Genomic DNA, 16,260 nt, shown 5'->3' with positions numbered 1-16,260 from the left:
CGTGATTCACCCACAAACTTAGTGCAACAATACACATAATTGAGAATTGGATCTCACTAAACAGGTGGGGGCATTACCCCATCACGTTTGCGCTACGCGTCTATTACTCAGTTTTAAAACGCTGCATCTCGCCATTAAGATCAGAAATGCCTTGCTTGACGGTATCCGTGACCTGTGAGGACGACACAGAAATCGTCGCCACGTCTTCTGCGGATGCGATCACCTGCGCCATGATCGACTGTATCTCTTGCGTTGCTGAAGATTGTCTTTGCGCGGCATCCAACAAGGCATTCATTTGTTGGCTCACCTGTTCGATTTGGTCGGTAGTCTGGCTCAGCGTCCCATAGGCTTGTTGGGTTTGCGCTGCGCCTTGCTGCGCTAGATGGCGGCTTTGTTCTATCTCACTGACCACTTGAGAGGTCGACGTCTGAATCGCATTGACGATAGCGTTGATTTCAGAAGTCGATTCCGTGGTACGTGAGGCAAGCAAACGCACCTCATCAGCCACCACAGCAAAACCGCGCCCGTACTCACCCGCTCGCGCCGCTTCTATCGCAGCATTCAACGCCAGTAGATTGGTTTGTTCCGCAAGTCCTTCAATCACCTCTGTTACGCGGCCAATCGCCTCACTCTCTTTACTCAACTCAGCAACTCGCTGATTGGCCGCTTCAATACGACTGTGCAGCTCATCCACTGTGGTGCGATTGTGTTCGAGTGCCTCACCACCGAGTCGAATCTGCTGGCGTGATTGCGCCAAACTCTCAGCCGATTGCTGCACTTGAACTGAAGTGGTTTGGGCACTTTCACTGACATCGGCAAGTTGATTGCCAACATCGCTCATTTTCTCTTTTTGTAGCGCCACTTGAGACGCGGTCTTTTGGTTGGCTTTGAGTAGGTCATTCATACTGTCGTTGACCGACTGAGCCTTGCTCGATACACCATGAACAATCTCATTCAGCGCCGTGTTCATGGTATTGATTGACAGCATCAAGCTCGCGAGTTCATCGCTCCCTTCGATGCGCAATGGGGATTGAGAGACATCCCCTGAAGCAATGGCCTGCGCGCGCTTGGAAACAATTTTTAAACGGCGACCGATGTTATTACCCATCGCTTGTGACAAGCTCACCGCCACAATCACCACAGCAATGATTGAACCAACCAAAACACTGATGACTGTCGTCACGGAGGTAAATATCCCCTCACCGCTTATGTCCGCTTTTTGCTGTTGTATCTCGATCAAGGCTTCAAGCTGACGGTCTAGATCATCCACCGCGGGAATCAGCTCGTTGGCCATCACTTGGTTTGCCTGATTCCAATCGGTGGAGAGTCGCAGTGCAACCACTTGATCCGCTAATGGATAGTATAGCTGCTGCATCTCTTTAAACAGATCCCACAAACCTTGATCACTGCTCGACAGTAAGGTTAATTTAGATTCAATTTCATTGACTGGTTTGGCATGCAGGTCAAGCCACTCATGGTACTTGTCTAAGTGCTCTTGTTTGCCGTATTGGAGAAAATCTCGCATCGCCGACAGCGCATTTGCAAATGAGGTATAACTGTCTGCGTACAAGCGGAACAAGCGCTTGCGCTCTCCACCCTCTTTATTGCCCGCTTCATCGTTAATCAGGCCCTGCAACTGATCTAACGCCACTTCGGCAATCGGCGCCGCTTCATAGATAAACAATGAGTGAGCAGGTAAATTTTCGTCACTGTGACTGAGTTGGGCGATACGTGAAAACAGTGCGCTGGTATTCTGCCAAGCCGCATTGATCTGCTGGTATTGCGCCTCACTTACTAACGGCTCAAGTGTAGGCAAGGCGTTATTCAGGCCCTCCATCGCTTGCTGTAACTGCTGGAACTGTTGCTCTCCGACACGCTCGTCGCCGCCCAATAGCATATAGGCACGTAACGTGGATACGGTGGCTTGAAGTGATTGCTGAATGGAACGCGCAGCATCGACCGTCGGAAGATCGGTCGATAGCAGCGAATCGGTATGCTGCTCTACAGTGTTAACACTGCGAAAAATAAACAAAGCGGATACGATAAAAAGTACTGCAAGTGACACAAAACTAAGACGTAACTTCCCTGATATCGTGAGTTTCATCCTTAAACTCCTAAAGTTAGTTTCGCTGCAACTATATCCTGTTCAACCGGATTGTTAAACAATAGTGAACAAAAACTTACTACTTTCGTTTAGCTGGGATTAGTGATGCGCGATCGAAAAGGGCGTTAAATCTGAGGACCAGTGTGGCAGGCGTTGACTCGGATAATAGACTTATAGATGTGATAGAACCCAAAAATCGCCCCAGAAGGCTCCAGGGCGAGACTCGATTAGATGTGCGAGCTCACCACGTACTGTTCTAATTCTTGGTTTGATACAGTTGTGATCAACTCATCATTCAAGTAAAACGCTACACTCTCATCACCTTTGACGCCCGTAAGCGTTTTGCTTGTTCCATCTAGGTAAGCGATGTCCATTTGTACGGTATTGGCGTCAATGGATTGAATCGTTGTGTTTTCAATCTCGTTCGCACTGGAAAGCGGGACATCCGTTAGAGACTTGTCCAACTTATCGTTTACCTTGATGTAGTTGTCGGTTGGCGTATCCACTACCGCAGGAGACTTCCCAGTGATTGGGTTAGTGCCCGTCCAAAACTCCACCGCGTTGACGATAAACAGGTCAGCGACACTGGCAATACCGTAAACCGGTGACAGCAAAACAAACAAACCTTCACGGCCGTAGCGGTTATCTACCGCTTCTAGGTTGAATTTAGTGACAAGCCCAGTTGTCGCCATTTGTCCCATACAACCCGTCAGTGTGCTAACGCCTAACGCGGCAATCACCGCGACTTTTACTTTGCTTGATTTCATTATTGTCGTTCCATTGTTGATGATGGCGCGCATGCTAACGACAGAGTCATCGGTTTGAAAGAGATCGCCTCTATTTTTTACCGAATACTGACATGTTAAGTGTCTAATTACTCAGCACTTCTATCATTCCGACAAGATGATTCGTCCCTATCCTACATGCCAAACCAATAGCCCACTGACAACTTAGGTCATAAACCGCGCAAATTGTAACCAGAACAGTCATCAATTGTTGCGCCATTTTTAACAACAAAACAAACGCTTAACATCTCAGTATTTATTTTCTATTTTGTCCCAAAAAGAGATTCCAATCACATATAGATTGGTTATAATTCGCGCCCGTTGCGTCTTATGTTGATAAACGCAAACAAAATTTGAGTATTCCGCCATTAACCCGCCTCTTCCCCCGAAGAGACTCACAGAGAAGAATAATGAGCAAGATTGATAAAGCATCACGCATCCTGCTAGCAGGTTTCTGTATCAACCTCTGCCTTGGCATCTTGTATGCTTGGAGCGTATTTAACAAGGCACTCGTCACAGAAGCAGGCTGGAGCGCCGCTGAAGCTTCTGCCCCTTATGCCACTGCAACCATCACTTTCTCTATCTGTCTTTTAGTTGCGGGCATTCTTCAAGATCGCATGGGTCCACGTCTGATCCTAATTCTAGGTACAGTACTGACTGGTCTAGGTATGATTGCCTCTGGTTTTGCGACCACCCCGCTGATGCTTAACATCACCTTTGGTGTCATTACCGGTGCCGGTATCGGTTTTGGTTATGCATGTTTGTCTCCATCGGCGATGAAGTGGTTCCACTCGTCGAAGAAAGGTATGGTTAATGGTTTGATCGCAGCAGGCTTTGGCTTGGCGGCAATTTATCTTGCTCCTGTGACGTCTGCGCTGATTGACAGCATGGGCATTCAGACCAGCTTTATGGTGCTTGGTGCCGGTGTACTCGCGATTGCGGTTCCTCTTGCAGCCACCATCAACAACCCACCAGCAGGCTACACGCCAGCAGAACCAAAAGTAAAAGCGGGCGCGGCGCCAAAAGCAGTAAAAACTTCTGAGAACTTGTCTTGGAAAGCAATGCTGAAAACGCCTCAGTTCTACTCGCTTTGGGTTATGTACGCGTTTGCCGCATCTGTAGGTTTGATGATCATTGGTAACATCACCACCATCGCAAGTGTTCAAGCAAACCTGCCAAATGCGGTTTACCTAGCGTCTATCCTTGCGGTCTTTAACTCTGGCGGTCGTGTTGCTGCGGGTATCTTGGCTGACAAAATTGGTGGTGTGCGCACTCTGCTTCTCGCATTCGTGTTGCAAGGCATCAACATGGTGCTTTTCGCCACCTTCAAATCAGAGTTCACACTGATCATCGGTACGGCGATCGCAGCGGTGGGTTACGGTACCCTGCTAGCGGTATTCCCAACCTTGACAGCGGAATTCTACGGCCTGAAAAATTACGGTACGAACTACGGCGTACTCTACACTGCATGGGGTATCGGCGGTGCAATTGGTGCGGCAGTCGTTGGTTTCTCGATGACGCACGGCGAAGCATACGGCCTTGCTTACACCATCTCAGCAGTCATGATGGGGGTTTGTATCGTGCTAGCGCTAGTGACCAAACCGCTATCTGAAGCGAAAGTTGCTGAGTTGAAAAATGCCTAAACATTGATTTGTTTTGCAAAAGGCTTACCCTGATCGGTAAGCCTTTTTTGTATTTCAAAGTAATGTAGGACGAGACAGATTGTTATGGACGCTCAACCCACGCTCGCGCCCCATTATTACCTCGACAATTTTATCAAGCTCACTTCGCATGCTCAGCAGTGGTACAGCGACCTGCTACATGAGGACGAGCAAGCGTGGTTGGCTCGCTTTAATATGCAGAGCCGCGATGCTCAGTGCTTGCTTGTTCGATTACTGAGCCGTAAAGGCGAATGGTTTCGCAGTGATAAGTTACACTATCCAGAAATCAGCAGTATCACCGAGGCGTTAAGCACACTCGAGCAACACGGTTTTATCCTTATTAATGGTCCGATTGATAAGCAAACCTTAGCCGCGTCATTACTGACCAAACCCGAAATCGTCGCTCTGTTTTCACCGCTCAATAAGCAGCGAAAGAAAGAAGCCTTGGTGGCTGAGCTGCCCCGCGAGCCTTTTCTCACCGCTTCCGCGTTAGATTTTGACTGGATCAAGCTTGAGCATGGCAGCATGCTCGATCTGCTTCTCACGCTGTTTTTCGCCAATACCCACCAAGATTTAAGTCAATTTGTCCTTGATGACTTGGGCCTTCATCGTTACGAACCCTATCCTCTGAGCCGCGAGCGGCGCTTTTTTCCAATCAGAGACGATGTCGATAGTCTGCTGCAACTCAGTCAGTTGAGTGAGCAATACCAACAAGGCGACAGAAAATGCGCCGACACACTGGTTACGCTAGCCGATCAGATCCCCACTTCGCATACTCACCCTTACGTGGAGCGCAAACGTCAGCACCTCATCAACGATATCGCGCGCGATCTTGAGCGCGTCCAGCGTCTTGACGAGGCGCTGACGCTGTATCAGCAAACAGATCTTCCTCCCACCCGTGAGCGACAAGCGCGCATTCTAGATAAGTTGAATAGAGATTTTAGTGACGTTGTCACTAAGATGTTACATACACCAAGAGACCAAGCTGAGTACGAAGTCGCGCTCAAGTTGCAACAACGATTAAAGCGCAAGCAGGGAGAGCGCGTACCCAGGGCGCAAAAGCCTGCGCACGATGCGATGCACCTTGCGCTTGACCTCTCTCGAGAACGGGTTGAGTTGGCGGTGAAAGCTCACTTAGAAGCGCAAGGTTGGCAGGTCTATTTTTGTGAAAATGCGCTCCTCAATGGCTTATTTGGTTTGGCATTTTGGCCTGTCATCTTTGCGCCCGTCGAAGGGGCATTCATCAATGCTTACCAATATCGCCCGCTTGATCTCTACCATTCAGATTTCGCAAGCAAACGCCGCGAAGAGATTGAGCATGTGATGCAAACTCTACAAGGGCGCGACTGGTCAGCACTGCTCACGACCTATCGGGACAAATACGCCACCAACAATGCGTTTGTACAGTGGTCGCTATTGGACGAAGAACTGCTTAGCCTAGCGTTAAACACCATTCCAACACCCACACTGATCGCTTTGTTTCGCATTTTATTGAGCGATCTTAAGCTGTATCGCAATGGCCAGCCGGATCTGATCGCCTTTAAAGAGGGTCAATATCAATGGATAGAAGTCAAAGGACCCGGTGACAAACTGCAAGATAACCAATGGCGCTGGATTGAATACTTCACACGGCTTGAAGTACCTTTTTCGGTCTGTTATGTCACGCACCAGGCGGAACCTTATTCGAGCGAAAATGCGCATTAATTTGCACTATCGCTCAGTTTTTGCTGCAATTCATCTATCACTGACCAGCGGAATCATCCAAATCATGAATCCAAAAAAGATCTTGAGCCTACTTACCGTACTCTTTTTTGCCGGCTGTGCCACCTATGCTGGCCTGAATTACGATCAGCTGTTTGGCATAGAGCAAGTGCGCGAGCGCCGAGTCGACGCGAGCGATACACGACACGATTTCTTTCATGCTCAAGTCAAACCTATTCTTGATAAACGCTGTGTGGTTTGCCACGCCTGTTACGACGCCCCTTGCCAGCTCAAGATGTCATCAGTTGAAGGAATAGAACGAGGTGGAAGCAAGGAACTGGTCTATCAAGGTACGCGACTGACTGCCGCAAGCCCGACGCGTCTGTTTGAAGACGCGCAAACCACACAACAGTGGCGCGAGCTCGGCTTTCACCCGGTTTTAAACGAGCGCAATCAAACGCCAACCGCCAACCTAGAGGCGGGCTTGATGGCGAAAATGTTGATGCAAAAAGAGGCGCACCCACTACCCAAACAAGTTCAACTTGAAGGTTTTGATTTTGCTATTGACCGAAGCCAAGTGTGCCCAACCATGGATGAGTTTGAGCAATACCAAGCGGATCACCCAACTTGGGGAATGCCCTACGGCATGCCAAATTTACCCCAACAGGAATACGCGACTCTCATGGCCTGGCTGCAAGGCGGCGCAACGATGAGCGCACCGCTGCCGCTTAGCCAAGAGCAGCAGCAACATGTTGATCAGTATGAAGCACTGCTTAATCTGCCTTCTCGTAAAGGTCAGTTGACTGCGCGCTATCTCTATGAGCACCTGTTTCTCTTCCATCTTTATTTCTCTGAGATAGACGATGCGCAGCCGAGATTTTTCACTATCGTACGCTCAGCAACCCCACCGGGCGAGCCGGTTCAGCGCATTGCCACTCGCAGGCCGTACGATGATCCGGGCGTGGCGCGCGTATACTACCGCTTGATCCCTGAGCAAGGCACTATTGTCGATAAGACGCACATGCCCTATGCGCTTAATAAGCAGCGCTACCACAACTGGAAAAGCTGGTTTATTGATGCTGAGTATGACGTCGCGACCTTACCCAGTTATGAGCCTGATGTCGCGGCGAATCCCATGACGGCCTTTATCGATCTACCCGTCAAAGCGCGCTTCAACTACTTGCTCGACAACGCACAAAATACCATCAACGCCTTCATCAAAGGGCCGGTATGCCGAGGACAATTGGCGCTCAATGTCATCAATGACCGATTTTGGGTCTTTTTTTTAGATCCCGATAAATCGGATATTCCGCAAGTGAATGAGTTTTATCGCTCGCAAGCCGACAACCTAAAACTGCCTGCTGAGCTGGAAAGCAATACGCTGCCGATTGCCAATTGGGTCAGTTATTCCAAGCAGCAAGCGCGCTATTTGAAAGCGAAATCTGAGTTCACCAATCAGTGGTTTAAAGACGGCAAACACCTGACCACCGATATCATCTGGACAGGCGGTGGCACGAACCCCAATGCCGCTCTCACGGTATTTCGCCATTTTGATAGTGCGTCAGTGGTCCAAGGGTTAGTCGGCACGCCACCAAAAACCGCCTGGGTGCTTGATTATGCCTTGTTAGAGCGCATTCATTACCTCCTTGTGGCAGGCTTTGATGTCTATGGCAACTTTGGCCACCAATTGATGACGCGCATGTTTATGGACTTCCTGCGCCTAGAGGGAGAAAGTAATTTTGTCGCCTTACTTCCTCAAGAGGTTCGTCATCAAGAGCATTCGAGCTGGTATCAAGATCAGAGCGCTCAGTTGAGTGATTTCTTACAGCGCAACGTCGAACCCTTCAACCAACCAACGCAAGTGCGCTATGCCAGCGATGATCCGAAAGCGGAGCTGTATGACATTCTCCAAACCCAACTCGCCCCCGTACTGTCCAACCGTTTCAAGATTGAGCAAACGGGTCTAAGCGAGCGCAGTGAAGCAACCCTGAGACGTATCGATGCAATACAAGGTGAAGGTCTGGTCCATTTGCCACAAAGCCTGATGATCATGGTGCGCGCGCCAAGCGGACAAGAGCAGTTGTTTACTCTGCTACACAATAACGCTCACACCAATATTTCTAGCTTGTTTAATGAAGAGAGTAACCGTGATTTCGCCAATGATGATTTAACCTTAGTGCGCGGAGTGATCGGTAGCTATCCGGCTGCGTACCTATCGTTGGAGGAATCTGAGGTCGATCAGTTGGTCGAATCATTAGAAGCGCTGCGAACCGAAGACGATTACATTAAGATACTGGATCAATTCGCGATTCGCCGCAGTTCTGATGAATTCTGGCCGTTCAGTGACCGCGTGCACGAGTGGTATAAAGCGGATCAACCGATCGAATTTGGATTGCTGGACTATAATCGTTTTGAAAACAGATAAACGTTTTAATTGGGTTTAACGTGTTATCGGAGGTAGTTATGGGACTTCAAGACAATATCCGAGCATTGGAGCAACAAATCTATGTCGCGTGCTCCGAAGGTGATTACGACACCGTACAGATGTTAGAGCACCAACTCGACAGCTTGAGAAACCGGTCATCTCACACCCGTGATGACTCCCCTTATGCACCCGAAGGGAAGCTCTATCCGGAAGACGACTGGTACTAACTATAGTTGCTCAGTCAACTGGGCCGCCTCACTCGCCCTGCCTTGCAGGGCGTTTTATTATTCTGTCACTCGCTCTGTTCATTCCAACATTGTTCGCTGAGTTATTGGCCTACATGTCCAACCCAATTTGCGTAGGCGTTCTTCGCCCAATCCGCTAAAATATTCCGTCACTAAAAAGCGCTTTACAACGCAAGATTACACGCTATCATTCGTGCGCAAACGTTTGCCTCACTTTTTGAGTCTGTATTTTGAGGGTTTTATGCTGTCCGATATTGAAATCTGTCGCACGACATCACTGCAATCTATCGATCAGGTTGCGCTTAACGCTGGATTAACGGAATCAGAGTTTCACAGCCAAGGAAAATATAAGGCCAAAATCTCACTGAGCACACTGAAAAGGCTCGATGATCAACCTACAGGCAAGCTAATCGTCGTGACCGCGATTACTCCAACCCCTCTTGGCGAAGGCAAAACCGTCACCACGATTGGCCTTGCGCAAGGATTGAAAAAGTTGGGGCGCTCTGTAATGGCGTGCATTCGTCAACCTTCTATGGGGCCCGTGTTTGGCGTCAAAGGCGGCGCAGCGGGCGGCGGTTACTCGCAAGTCGCGCCGATGGAAGAGTTGAACTTGCACCTCACTGGCGATATTCATGCGGTGAGCGCTGCCCACAACCTCGCGGCGGCCGCCATTGACGCGCGTCTGTATCATGAACAGCGCAACGGCTATGACGATTTCGAAACGCGCAGTGGACTCAAAGCACTGCGTCTTAACCCAGAACGCATCGTGTGGAAACGCGTAATGGATCATAATGACCGTGCACTGCGCATGATCCGCGTGGGTCAGAACGAGCCAGGTAAAACCATCAACGGCTTTGAGCGCCAAGATGGCTTTGACATTTCAGCCGCATCGGAACTGATGGCCATTCTTGCCCTTGCCAGCAACCTGAGCGATTTGCGCCAGCGTATCGGCCGTGTTGTACTAGCTTATGATCTCGATGGGCAGCCCGTGACCGCAGAAGATTTGCAAGTCGCCGGCGCTATGGCGGTCTGCATGAAAGACGCCATCGAACCCACGTTAATGCAAACGCTAGAAGGTGTGCCGACCTTGATCCACGCTGGGCCTTTCGCCAATATTGCTCACGGTAACTCTTCCATCATCGCAGACAATATCGCCACCAAGTTGGCCGATTTCACGGTCACCGAAGGCGGCTTTGGTTCAGACATGGGCTTTGAAAAAGCGTGCAACATCAAAGCGCAACTCTCCGGCAAAGCGCCTGATTGCGCCGTCATTGTGGCAACGTTGCGCGGACTTAAAGCCAACTCTGGCTGTTACGACTTAAAGCCAGGCCAAGCCTTGCCTGACGCCCTATTCCATGATGATAAAAACGCGCTGCACGCTGGATTTGAAAACCTAAAATGGCACATCGACAATGTCAACAAGTACGGCGTGCCGGCGGTTGTGGCCATCAACCGATTCCCGCAAGACAGCGAACAAGAGCTCGCTGAGCTGAAAGCGCTGATCGAAGCTCTGCCAAACAATGTCGCCGTTTCTATCAGCGAAGGCTTTGCCCTTGGTGGTGAAGGCACTCGTGAGCTTGCCGCCAAGGTGGTGGAACAAACGCAGACGAACGCGAGCTTTAAGCCACTGTATCAACTTTCCCAATCACTGGAAGAGAAACTGATGGCGGTAACAGAAACAGGCTATGGCGCGTCGTCCATCACGCTCAGTGAGCTGGCGAAAGCGCAACTGGCCCAGTTCAAGCAACAAGGCTTTGATCACCTTGCCGTCTGTATGGCAAAAACGCCCATGTCCATCTCGACTGATGGCGCAGTCAAAGGGGCGCCTAGTCACTTTGATGTGCCAGTACGGGAACTCAAGCTGTGTGCAGGTGCCGGTTTTATCTACGCCCTGTGTGGCAATGTGATGACGATGCCTGGTCTCCCTGATAAACCAGCGTTTATGAATCTTGATCTAGACGATGACGGCAACATCATCGGGCTGAGCTAAACCTTAGCGAGTTAGCTTCGCCTTTCAGGTTTTATTCAAGTTTGAACGAGGCTTGGGCACTGTGCCTAAGCCTTTATTTTTTAAGCCACTGCGCCACTTTTCACCCTAGATGTTGTACCATTGACATTCAGTCAGCCAACAGTGGACCCCATCATGGAAGCCGAACTACTCGAAATCAAAAACTTCCTCGCCCAACATCCGCCTTTTGATGAACTCGAAGATGAAGTTCTCAACACCGTCACGAAAAGCATCGAAATCTCCTATTTTCGGGAAGATACACCCGTCATCCACTTTGGCGATGAGATTCACGATCTGTATATGATTCGCAGTGGCGTCATTGAAGTCTACCGCCGCAAAGGGGAGCTCTATAACCGAATCGATGAGGGCGCCTTATTTGGCCAAATGGGGCTACTGACCAACAACAAAGTCCGCTTCCCGGCGAAAGCGATCACCGACACCCTACTCTATTGCATTCCCGAAGCGGTGTTCCAGCACCTCTACGACAACTATGAATCCTTTGCCGATTTTGTTGAAGTACAAGACAGTGCGCGTCTTCGCCATGCGATTTCCACCTCAACCGAGCAAAACGATCTCACCACGTCTAAGGTGCGCACCTTGCTGACCGGTGAAGTGCCTTACATCTACAAAACCGAGTCTATTCAAAACGCGGCGATCAAAATGGCCGATGAGAATGTCTCTTCGTTGTTGATTTATGATGCTGATATCGTCGAGAGCGATGAAGAAGACACCAACCCATTAGTCGGGATCATTACCGACCGCGATTTGTGCACACGCGTGCTCGCGCAGGGTCTTAACCCCGCAGACCAAGTAGCGGACGTGATGACCACCGAACTCATCTCCCTTGATCACAACGCCTACGTCTATGAAGCCATGCTCACCATGCTGCGCTACAACGTCCATCATTTACCTGTGCTGAAAGACAAAAAACCGATAGGCATCATTGAGGCAACCGATATTGTTCGCTATGAGTCACAAAACTCGCTGCTACTGGTGAGCACCATCTTCCAACAACAAAGCATTGATGAATTGGCGGTGTTGTCCCAACAAGTGAAGGACAGTTTCGTCCGTCTGGTGAACGAAGACGCCAACTCGCACATGGTGGGCAGCGCGATGTCGGTGATTGGTCGCAGCTTTAAGCAGCGTATCATCGAGTTGGCAGAAGAAGAGCTCGGCGAAGCACCCATCCCCTACTGCTTTGTCGCACTGGGATCGATGGGGCGCGATGAACAGCTATTAGTCACCGACCAAGACAACGCCATTATTCTCGACAACAGTTTTGATAAAAAACGGCACGATGACTATTTTGCACTGCTCGCCAAACGCGTCTGTGATGGGCTTGATCGCTGCGGCTACCAATACTGCACCGGCGACATTATGGCGACAAACCCCGACTGGCGAATGACACGCACCGAGTGGGAAGAGTGTTTTGCCGATTGGATTGACGATCCAAACCCTAAGGCGCTGCTCAATGCCTCTATTTTCTTTGACTTAGATGGCGTGTATGGCAGGCTCAAATTCGCGGAGCAACTCAATGGTTTTATCGTCCGCCGCGCCCGTAAGAACAACCGTTTTCTCGCGTGCTTGGCGCGCAATGCCATGAACCGCACCCCACCACTTGGCTTTTTTAAAGATTTTGTGATGGAAAAAGACGGTCAGCACAAAAACTCGATCAACTTAAAACGTCGTGGCACCGCGCCACTGGCCGACCTTATCCGTGTGCATGCACTGGCCGTTGGCTCTCGCTCAAGAAATTCATTCGAACGTCTTGATGACATTCAAGAAGCGGGTATTTTGCCAAAAGGCAAAGCGCGAGATTTGCGTGACGCGTTGGAATTCATCTCCATGGTACGTATCCGCCACCAAGCCTATGATGTGGAAAATGAGATTGAACCAGACAACAACATCGAGCCTGAGCACTTGTCTGATTTTGAACGACGCAACCTCAAAGATGCGTTTCAGATATTGAGTAATGCGCAGAACTTCCTCAAGTTCCGCTATCAAGCGAGCAACAACTTTAAGTAGGCGACACTATGCTAAATCGACTCAAATACGCTGGCAGCATAGACTGGCCGAACAAGTTCCAACAAAAGCTCGCACTGACTCAAGATGAGCGACTGCTGCGCTACTACCAAGCGGGCGTGCCTGCGCTCGACACCCCAATTAGCGAGGTGAAGTTTCTAGCGATGGATTTTGAAACCACCGGCCTTGATGCCAATCAAGATGACATCATCACCATAGGGACTGTGCCCTTTGATCTTAATCGAATTTACATGAATCAGGCCAAGCACTGGACCGTTCGTCCCCGTCAGCAGTTAGCGGAAGAGTCGGTGGTCATTCATGGCATTACCCACTCAGATGTGCTGGACGCTCCGGATTTGTCTGCTGTGTTTGATCAAGTATTAGAGCAAATGGCGGGTAAGATCACCGTGGTTCACTATCAAAAAATCGAACGTGAGTTTTTCGATCAAGCGCTGCGCTCTCGCATCAATGAAGGCATTGAGTTTCCAGTGGTCGATACCATGCAACTTGAAATCGAATGGCAGAAGAAACAGACCCAGGGCATCATCAATCGGATTAAAGGCAAAAAACCACAATCGGTCCGTTTAGCGGCAAGTCGCACACGTTATGGTTTGCCACAATACACGCCACATCATGCCCTAACCGATGCGATCGCAACCGCTGAGCTTCTTCAAGCGCAGATCGCCTATCGCTTTGCACCTTCGACCCCCATTGGCAAACTGTGGATTTAAGTCGCTGTCACTCAGAGGTTTCAATTTTAGCGAGGCATAAAAAACGGGAGACCTTCGAGTCTCCCGTTTTATTTTCACTTATTGATGGAATGACTTACTGGTTGTATTTCTCAGTACGCATACCGAGTATCAAGCTGACACACATCAACAGCAGGACAATCGTGAACGGCAGCGCGGTTGAAATCGCACCCGCTTGTAGCGCTTGAATCGCTTCCGTGCCACCAATCCAGAGTAGCGCAACCGCAATCGCCCCTTCCATGAAGGCCCAGAATACACGTTGCAGGACAGGCGCATCCACTTTACCACCAGCGGTAATGCTGTCGATAACCAGTGAGCCTGAGTCCGATGAGGTGATAAAGAACACCAAGACCAATACCACTGCAATCACAGAGAGCATCGTGCCCATTGGCAGCACATCAAACATCTGGAACATCGCTAGCGACACATCCGTCAAGCCGTTGGCACCTAGCTCACCAATGTTGTTGACCACTTGATCAATCGCAATGCCACCGAAGACCGACATCCAAAGCAAGGTAACGGCGGTAGGGACAAGCAATACTGCGGTCATGAACTCGCGCACAGTACGACCTTTAGAAACGCGCGCAATGAACATGCCGACAAATGGTGACCATGAAATCCACCAAGCCCAGTAGAAAACAGTCCAACCTTGGAACCAAGCAACGTCTTCACGACCATGCGGGTTACTTAGCGGGATGATGTTTTCAACGTACGCCATCAGCGTCGTGCCGATGTTGCCAAACGTGACCGCATAACCGATCAGAGCCACCAAAATCAGCAGCACGAACGCTACTAGCATATTGATGTTACTGATCACTTTTACGCCACCGTCGATGCCGCGAACAACCGATACCACCGCCAGTAATGTCACAATAGTAATCACGACGATCTGTAGCCCTAGGCCGGCATCAATACCGAAGACATGGTGAATACCACTGGCCGCTTGTTGCGCGCCAAGACCAAGAGACGTTGCCAAACCAAACAAGGTAGCCAAAACCGCGAGGATGTCCACCACGTGACCTGCCCAGCCCCAAGCGCGATCGCCCAGAAGTGGATAAAAAATTGAGCGAATTGAGAGCGGTAAGCCTTTGTTGTACGCAAAGAACGCAAGTGACAGTGCCACCACGCCATAGATAGCCCATGGGTGCAGACCCCAGTGGAACATGGTTGCGCCCATAGCCAGTTTGGCGGCGGCTTCTGTGTTGGCTTCCACACCTAGTGGCGTTTCATACCATCCGGTGAAGTACGCAACGGGCTCTGCCACACTCCAGAACATCAGTCCGATACCCATACCTGCAGCAAACAGCATAGAGAGCCAGGAGATGAACGAATAGTCCGCCGTCGCTTGTTGACCGCCCAGTCGGATTTTTCCAAGCGGTGAGACAATCAACGCTAGGCAGAAGATCACGAAAATGTTGCCCGACCAAATGAACAGCCAATCAAAGCTGCCAATGATTTGCCATTTTAGGCCATCTAACGCAGATTTAGCCGACTCCGCATCAAGCACTAGCGTCGCTACCAAGAACAACGCGATCAAACCCGCGCTGATCCCAAAAACAGGGTTGTGAACATCAAACCCCCATTTTTGCACATTATCTTGCCCGACGGTGTAGTCGGTGCTATCGATACTGTACTTATCTATACCCTTAGTCATCGTTCCTCTCTTAGATGATTAGTGCGTGTGTTCGAGCTTGTTGACATAAAAATCATTAGTCGTAAAACTAATATCTTGCGCTTTACGACGCATTCCTAACGAAGTTCAAGCTCGTCGCGAACGCACATATTGTACTCACCCATATAAAATGTTCCATTAAACCTCGGTTAAACGTTCACTTTTCACCCAAAAAGGTTAGCAGAAGTTCAATTTTTAAACAAAACCCTTACTCAACGCTGACATGGATTTGTTTTAATTCTAAACATTTGAACTCTACTAAATTCATCACTACACTTCTTCTTAATGATAATTTACACGATGGGTGGTCAGTCAAACGCCTGAAAGAACGTTGATCTTTACACTTCAAATGATTCACTAATTAAGGTATTTTCCCCGCTCCATCGCGACGTTAATAGAGGTATCAAGTTGGATAAGCACGAAGAAGTCTTGGTTTCACTCCGCCAAATCATGCGCGCTATTGATTTGCACTCGAAGAAACTGAGTAAAGAGTCAGGCCTAACCGGGCCACAATTAATACTCATGCGCTCTATTCGAGAACTCGGTGAAGTGACCATTCGTGAGCTATCTAACCACACCAACATGAGTCAGGCGACGGCCACCACCATCCTTGACCGCCTCGAGCGCAATGAGCTGGTTAAGCGCGTGCGCAGCGTGCAAGACAAACGCAAGGTACACGCTCACTTAACTGACAAAGGCCGCCAAGTGCTTAGCGAAGCGCCAATGCCACTGCAACAAAGCTTCATCAATAAGTTTCAAAAGCTGGAGGAGTGGGAACAGTCGTTGCTGCTCTCGTCAGTACAACGCATTTCCGCCATGATGAATGCCGAAGACATCGAAGCGGCACCAGTGCTAGAGCTGGGTAGCATCATCAAGCCAGAATAATTC

11 protein-coding genes are annotated in these 16,260 nt (G+C 49.6%); 8 read left to right on the top strand and 3 right to left on the bottom strand.

Features of this window, described 5'->3' with window-relative positions:
• Nucleotides 1-103: 103 nt before the first annotated feature.
• Nucleotides 104-2,104 carry a methyl-accepting chemotaxis protein gene (locus AC6R1A_RS05750; protein WP_500633572.1) on the bottom strand — a complete coding sequence of 667 codons (2,001 nt, stop codon included), beginning with the start codon at nt 2,102-2,104 and terminating at the stop codon, nt 104-106.
• A 227-nt stretch (nt 2,105-2,331) separates the two neighbouring features.
• The gene (locus AC6R1A_RS05745) at nt 2,332-2,871 is read right to left on the bottom strand and encodes a DUF3332 domain-containing protein (protein ID WP_500633571.1); all 540 of its coding nucleotides are present in this window, start codon (nt 2,869-2,871) and stop codon (nt 2,332-2,334) included.
• A 428-nt stretch (nt 2,872-3,299) separates the two neighbouring features.
• Here AC6R1A_RS05745 and AC6R1A_RS05740 point away from each other — a divergent pair, with 428 nt between their 5' ends.
• The 7 genes from AC6R1A_RS05740 (at nt 3,300) to AC6R1A_RS05710 (ending at nt 13,682) form a co-directional block, all read left to right on the top strand.
• A complete protein-coding gene (locus tag AC6R1A_RS05740; RefSeq protein ID WP_487903392.1) occupies nt 3,300-4,532 on the top strand; it encodes an L-lactate MFS transporter in 1,233 nt (410 codons plus the stop codon).
• A gap of 84 nt (nt 4,533-4,616) precedes the next feature.
• Nucleotides 4,617-6,254 (top strand): VRR-NUC domain-containing protein, encoded by a 1,638-nt coding sequence (locus AC6R1A_RS05735; RefSeq protein WP_500633570.1) that lies wholly within the window; start codon nt 4,617-4,619, stop codon nt 6,252-6,254.
• Between the two features lie 64 nt (nt 6,255-6,318).
• Nucleotides 6,319-8,676, top strand: a complete 2,358-nt coding sequence (locus AC6R1A_RS05730; RefSeq protein ID WP_500633569.1) for a fatty acid cis/trans isomerase — start codon at nt 6,319-6,321, stop codon at nt 8,674-8,676.
• A gap of 38 nt (nt 8,677-8,714) precedes the next feature.
• On the top strand, nt 8,715-8,903 hold the full coding sequence (locus AC6R1A_RS05725) for a hypothetical protein (RefSeq protein ID WP_487903389.1): 189 nt from the start codon (nt 8,715-8,717) through the stop codon (nt 8,901-8,903).
• A 259-nt stretch (nt 8,904-9,162) separates the two neighbouring features.
• Nucleotides 9,163-10,911 carry a formate--tetrahydrofolate ligase gene (locus AC6R1A_RS05720; RefSeq protein ID WP_500633568.1) on the top strand — a complete coding sequence of 583 codons (1,749 nt, stop codon included), beginning with the start codon at nt 9,163-9,165 and terminating at the stop codon, nt 10,909-10,911.
• A 153-nt stretch (nt 10,912-11,064) separates the two neighbouring features.
• Nucleotides 11,065-12,954, top strand: a complete 1,890-nt coding sequence (locus AC6R1A_RS05715; RefSeq protein WP_500633567.1) for a putative nucleotidyltransferase substrate binding domain-containing protein — start codon at nt 11,065-11,067, stop codon at nt 12,952-12,954.
• Between the two features lie 8 nt (nt 12,955-12,962).
• The gene (locus AC6R1A_RS05710) at nt 12,963-13,682 is read left to right on the top strand and encodes a 3'-5' exonuclease (protein WP_500631988.1); all 720 of its coding nucleotides are present in this window, start codon (nt 12,963-12,965) and stop codon (nt 13,680-13,682) included.
• 94 nt (nt 13,683-13,776) lie between these two features.
• Here the strand turns inward: AC6R1A_RS05710 and AC6R1A_RS05705 are convergent, their stop codons facing one another.
• Nucleotides 13,777-15,354, bottom strand: coding sequence for a BCCT family transporter (locus AC6R1A_RS05705; protein ID WP_500625245.1), 1,578 nt, complete (start codon nt 15,352-15,354; stop codon nt 13,777-13,779).
• A 426-nt stretch (nt 15,355-15,780) separates the two neighbouring features.
• On the opposite strand from AC6R1A_RS05705, the gene AC6R1A_RS05700 reads away from it, so the two are divergent.
• The gene (locus AC6R1A_RS05700; protein ID WP_487903384.1) at nt 15,781-16,257 is read left to right on the top strand and encodes a MarR family winged helix-turn-helix transcriptional regulator; all 477 of its coding nucleotides are present in this window, start codon (nt 15,781-15,783) and stop codon (nt 16,255-16,257) included.
• Nucleotides 16,258-16,260: the final 3 nt, after the last annotated feature.

It is taken from the genome of Vibrio sp. R10-SG3-ISO3 (assembly GCF_059834225.1).
Note: the sequence above shows the minus strand (reverse complement) of the source record. Positions and strands in the feature narration are given on the sequence as shown.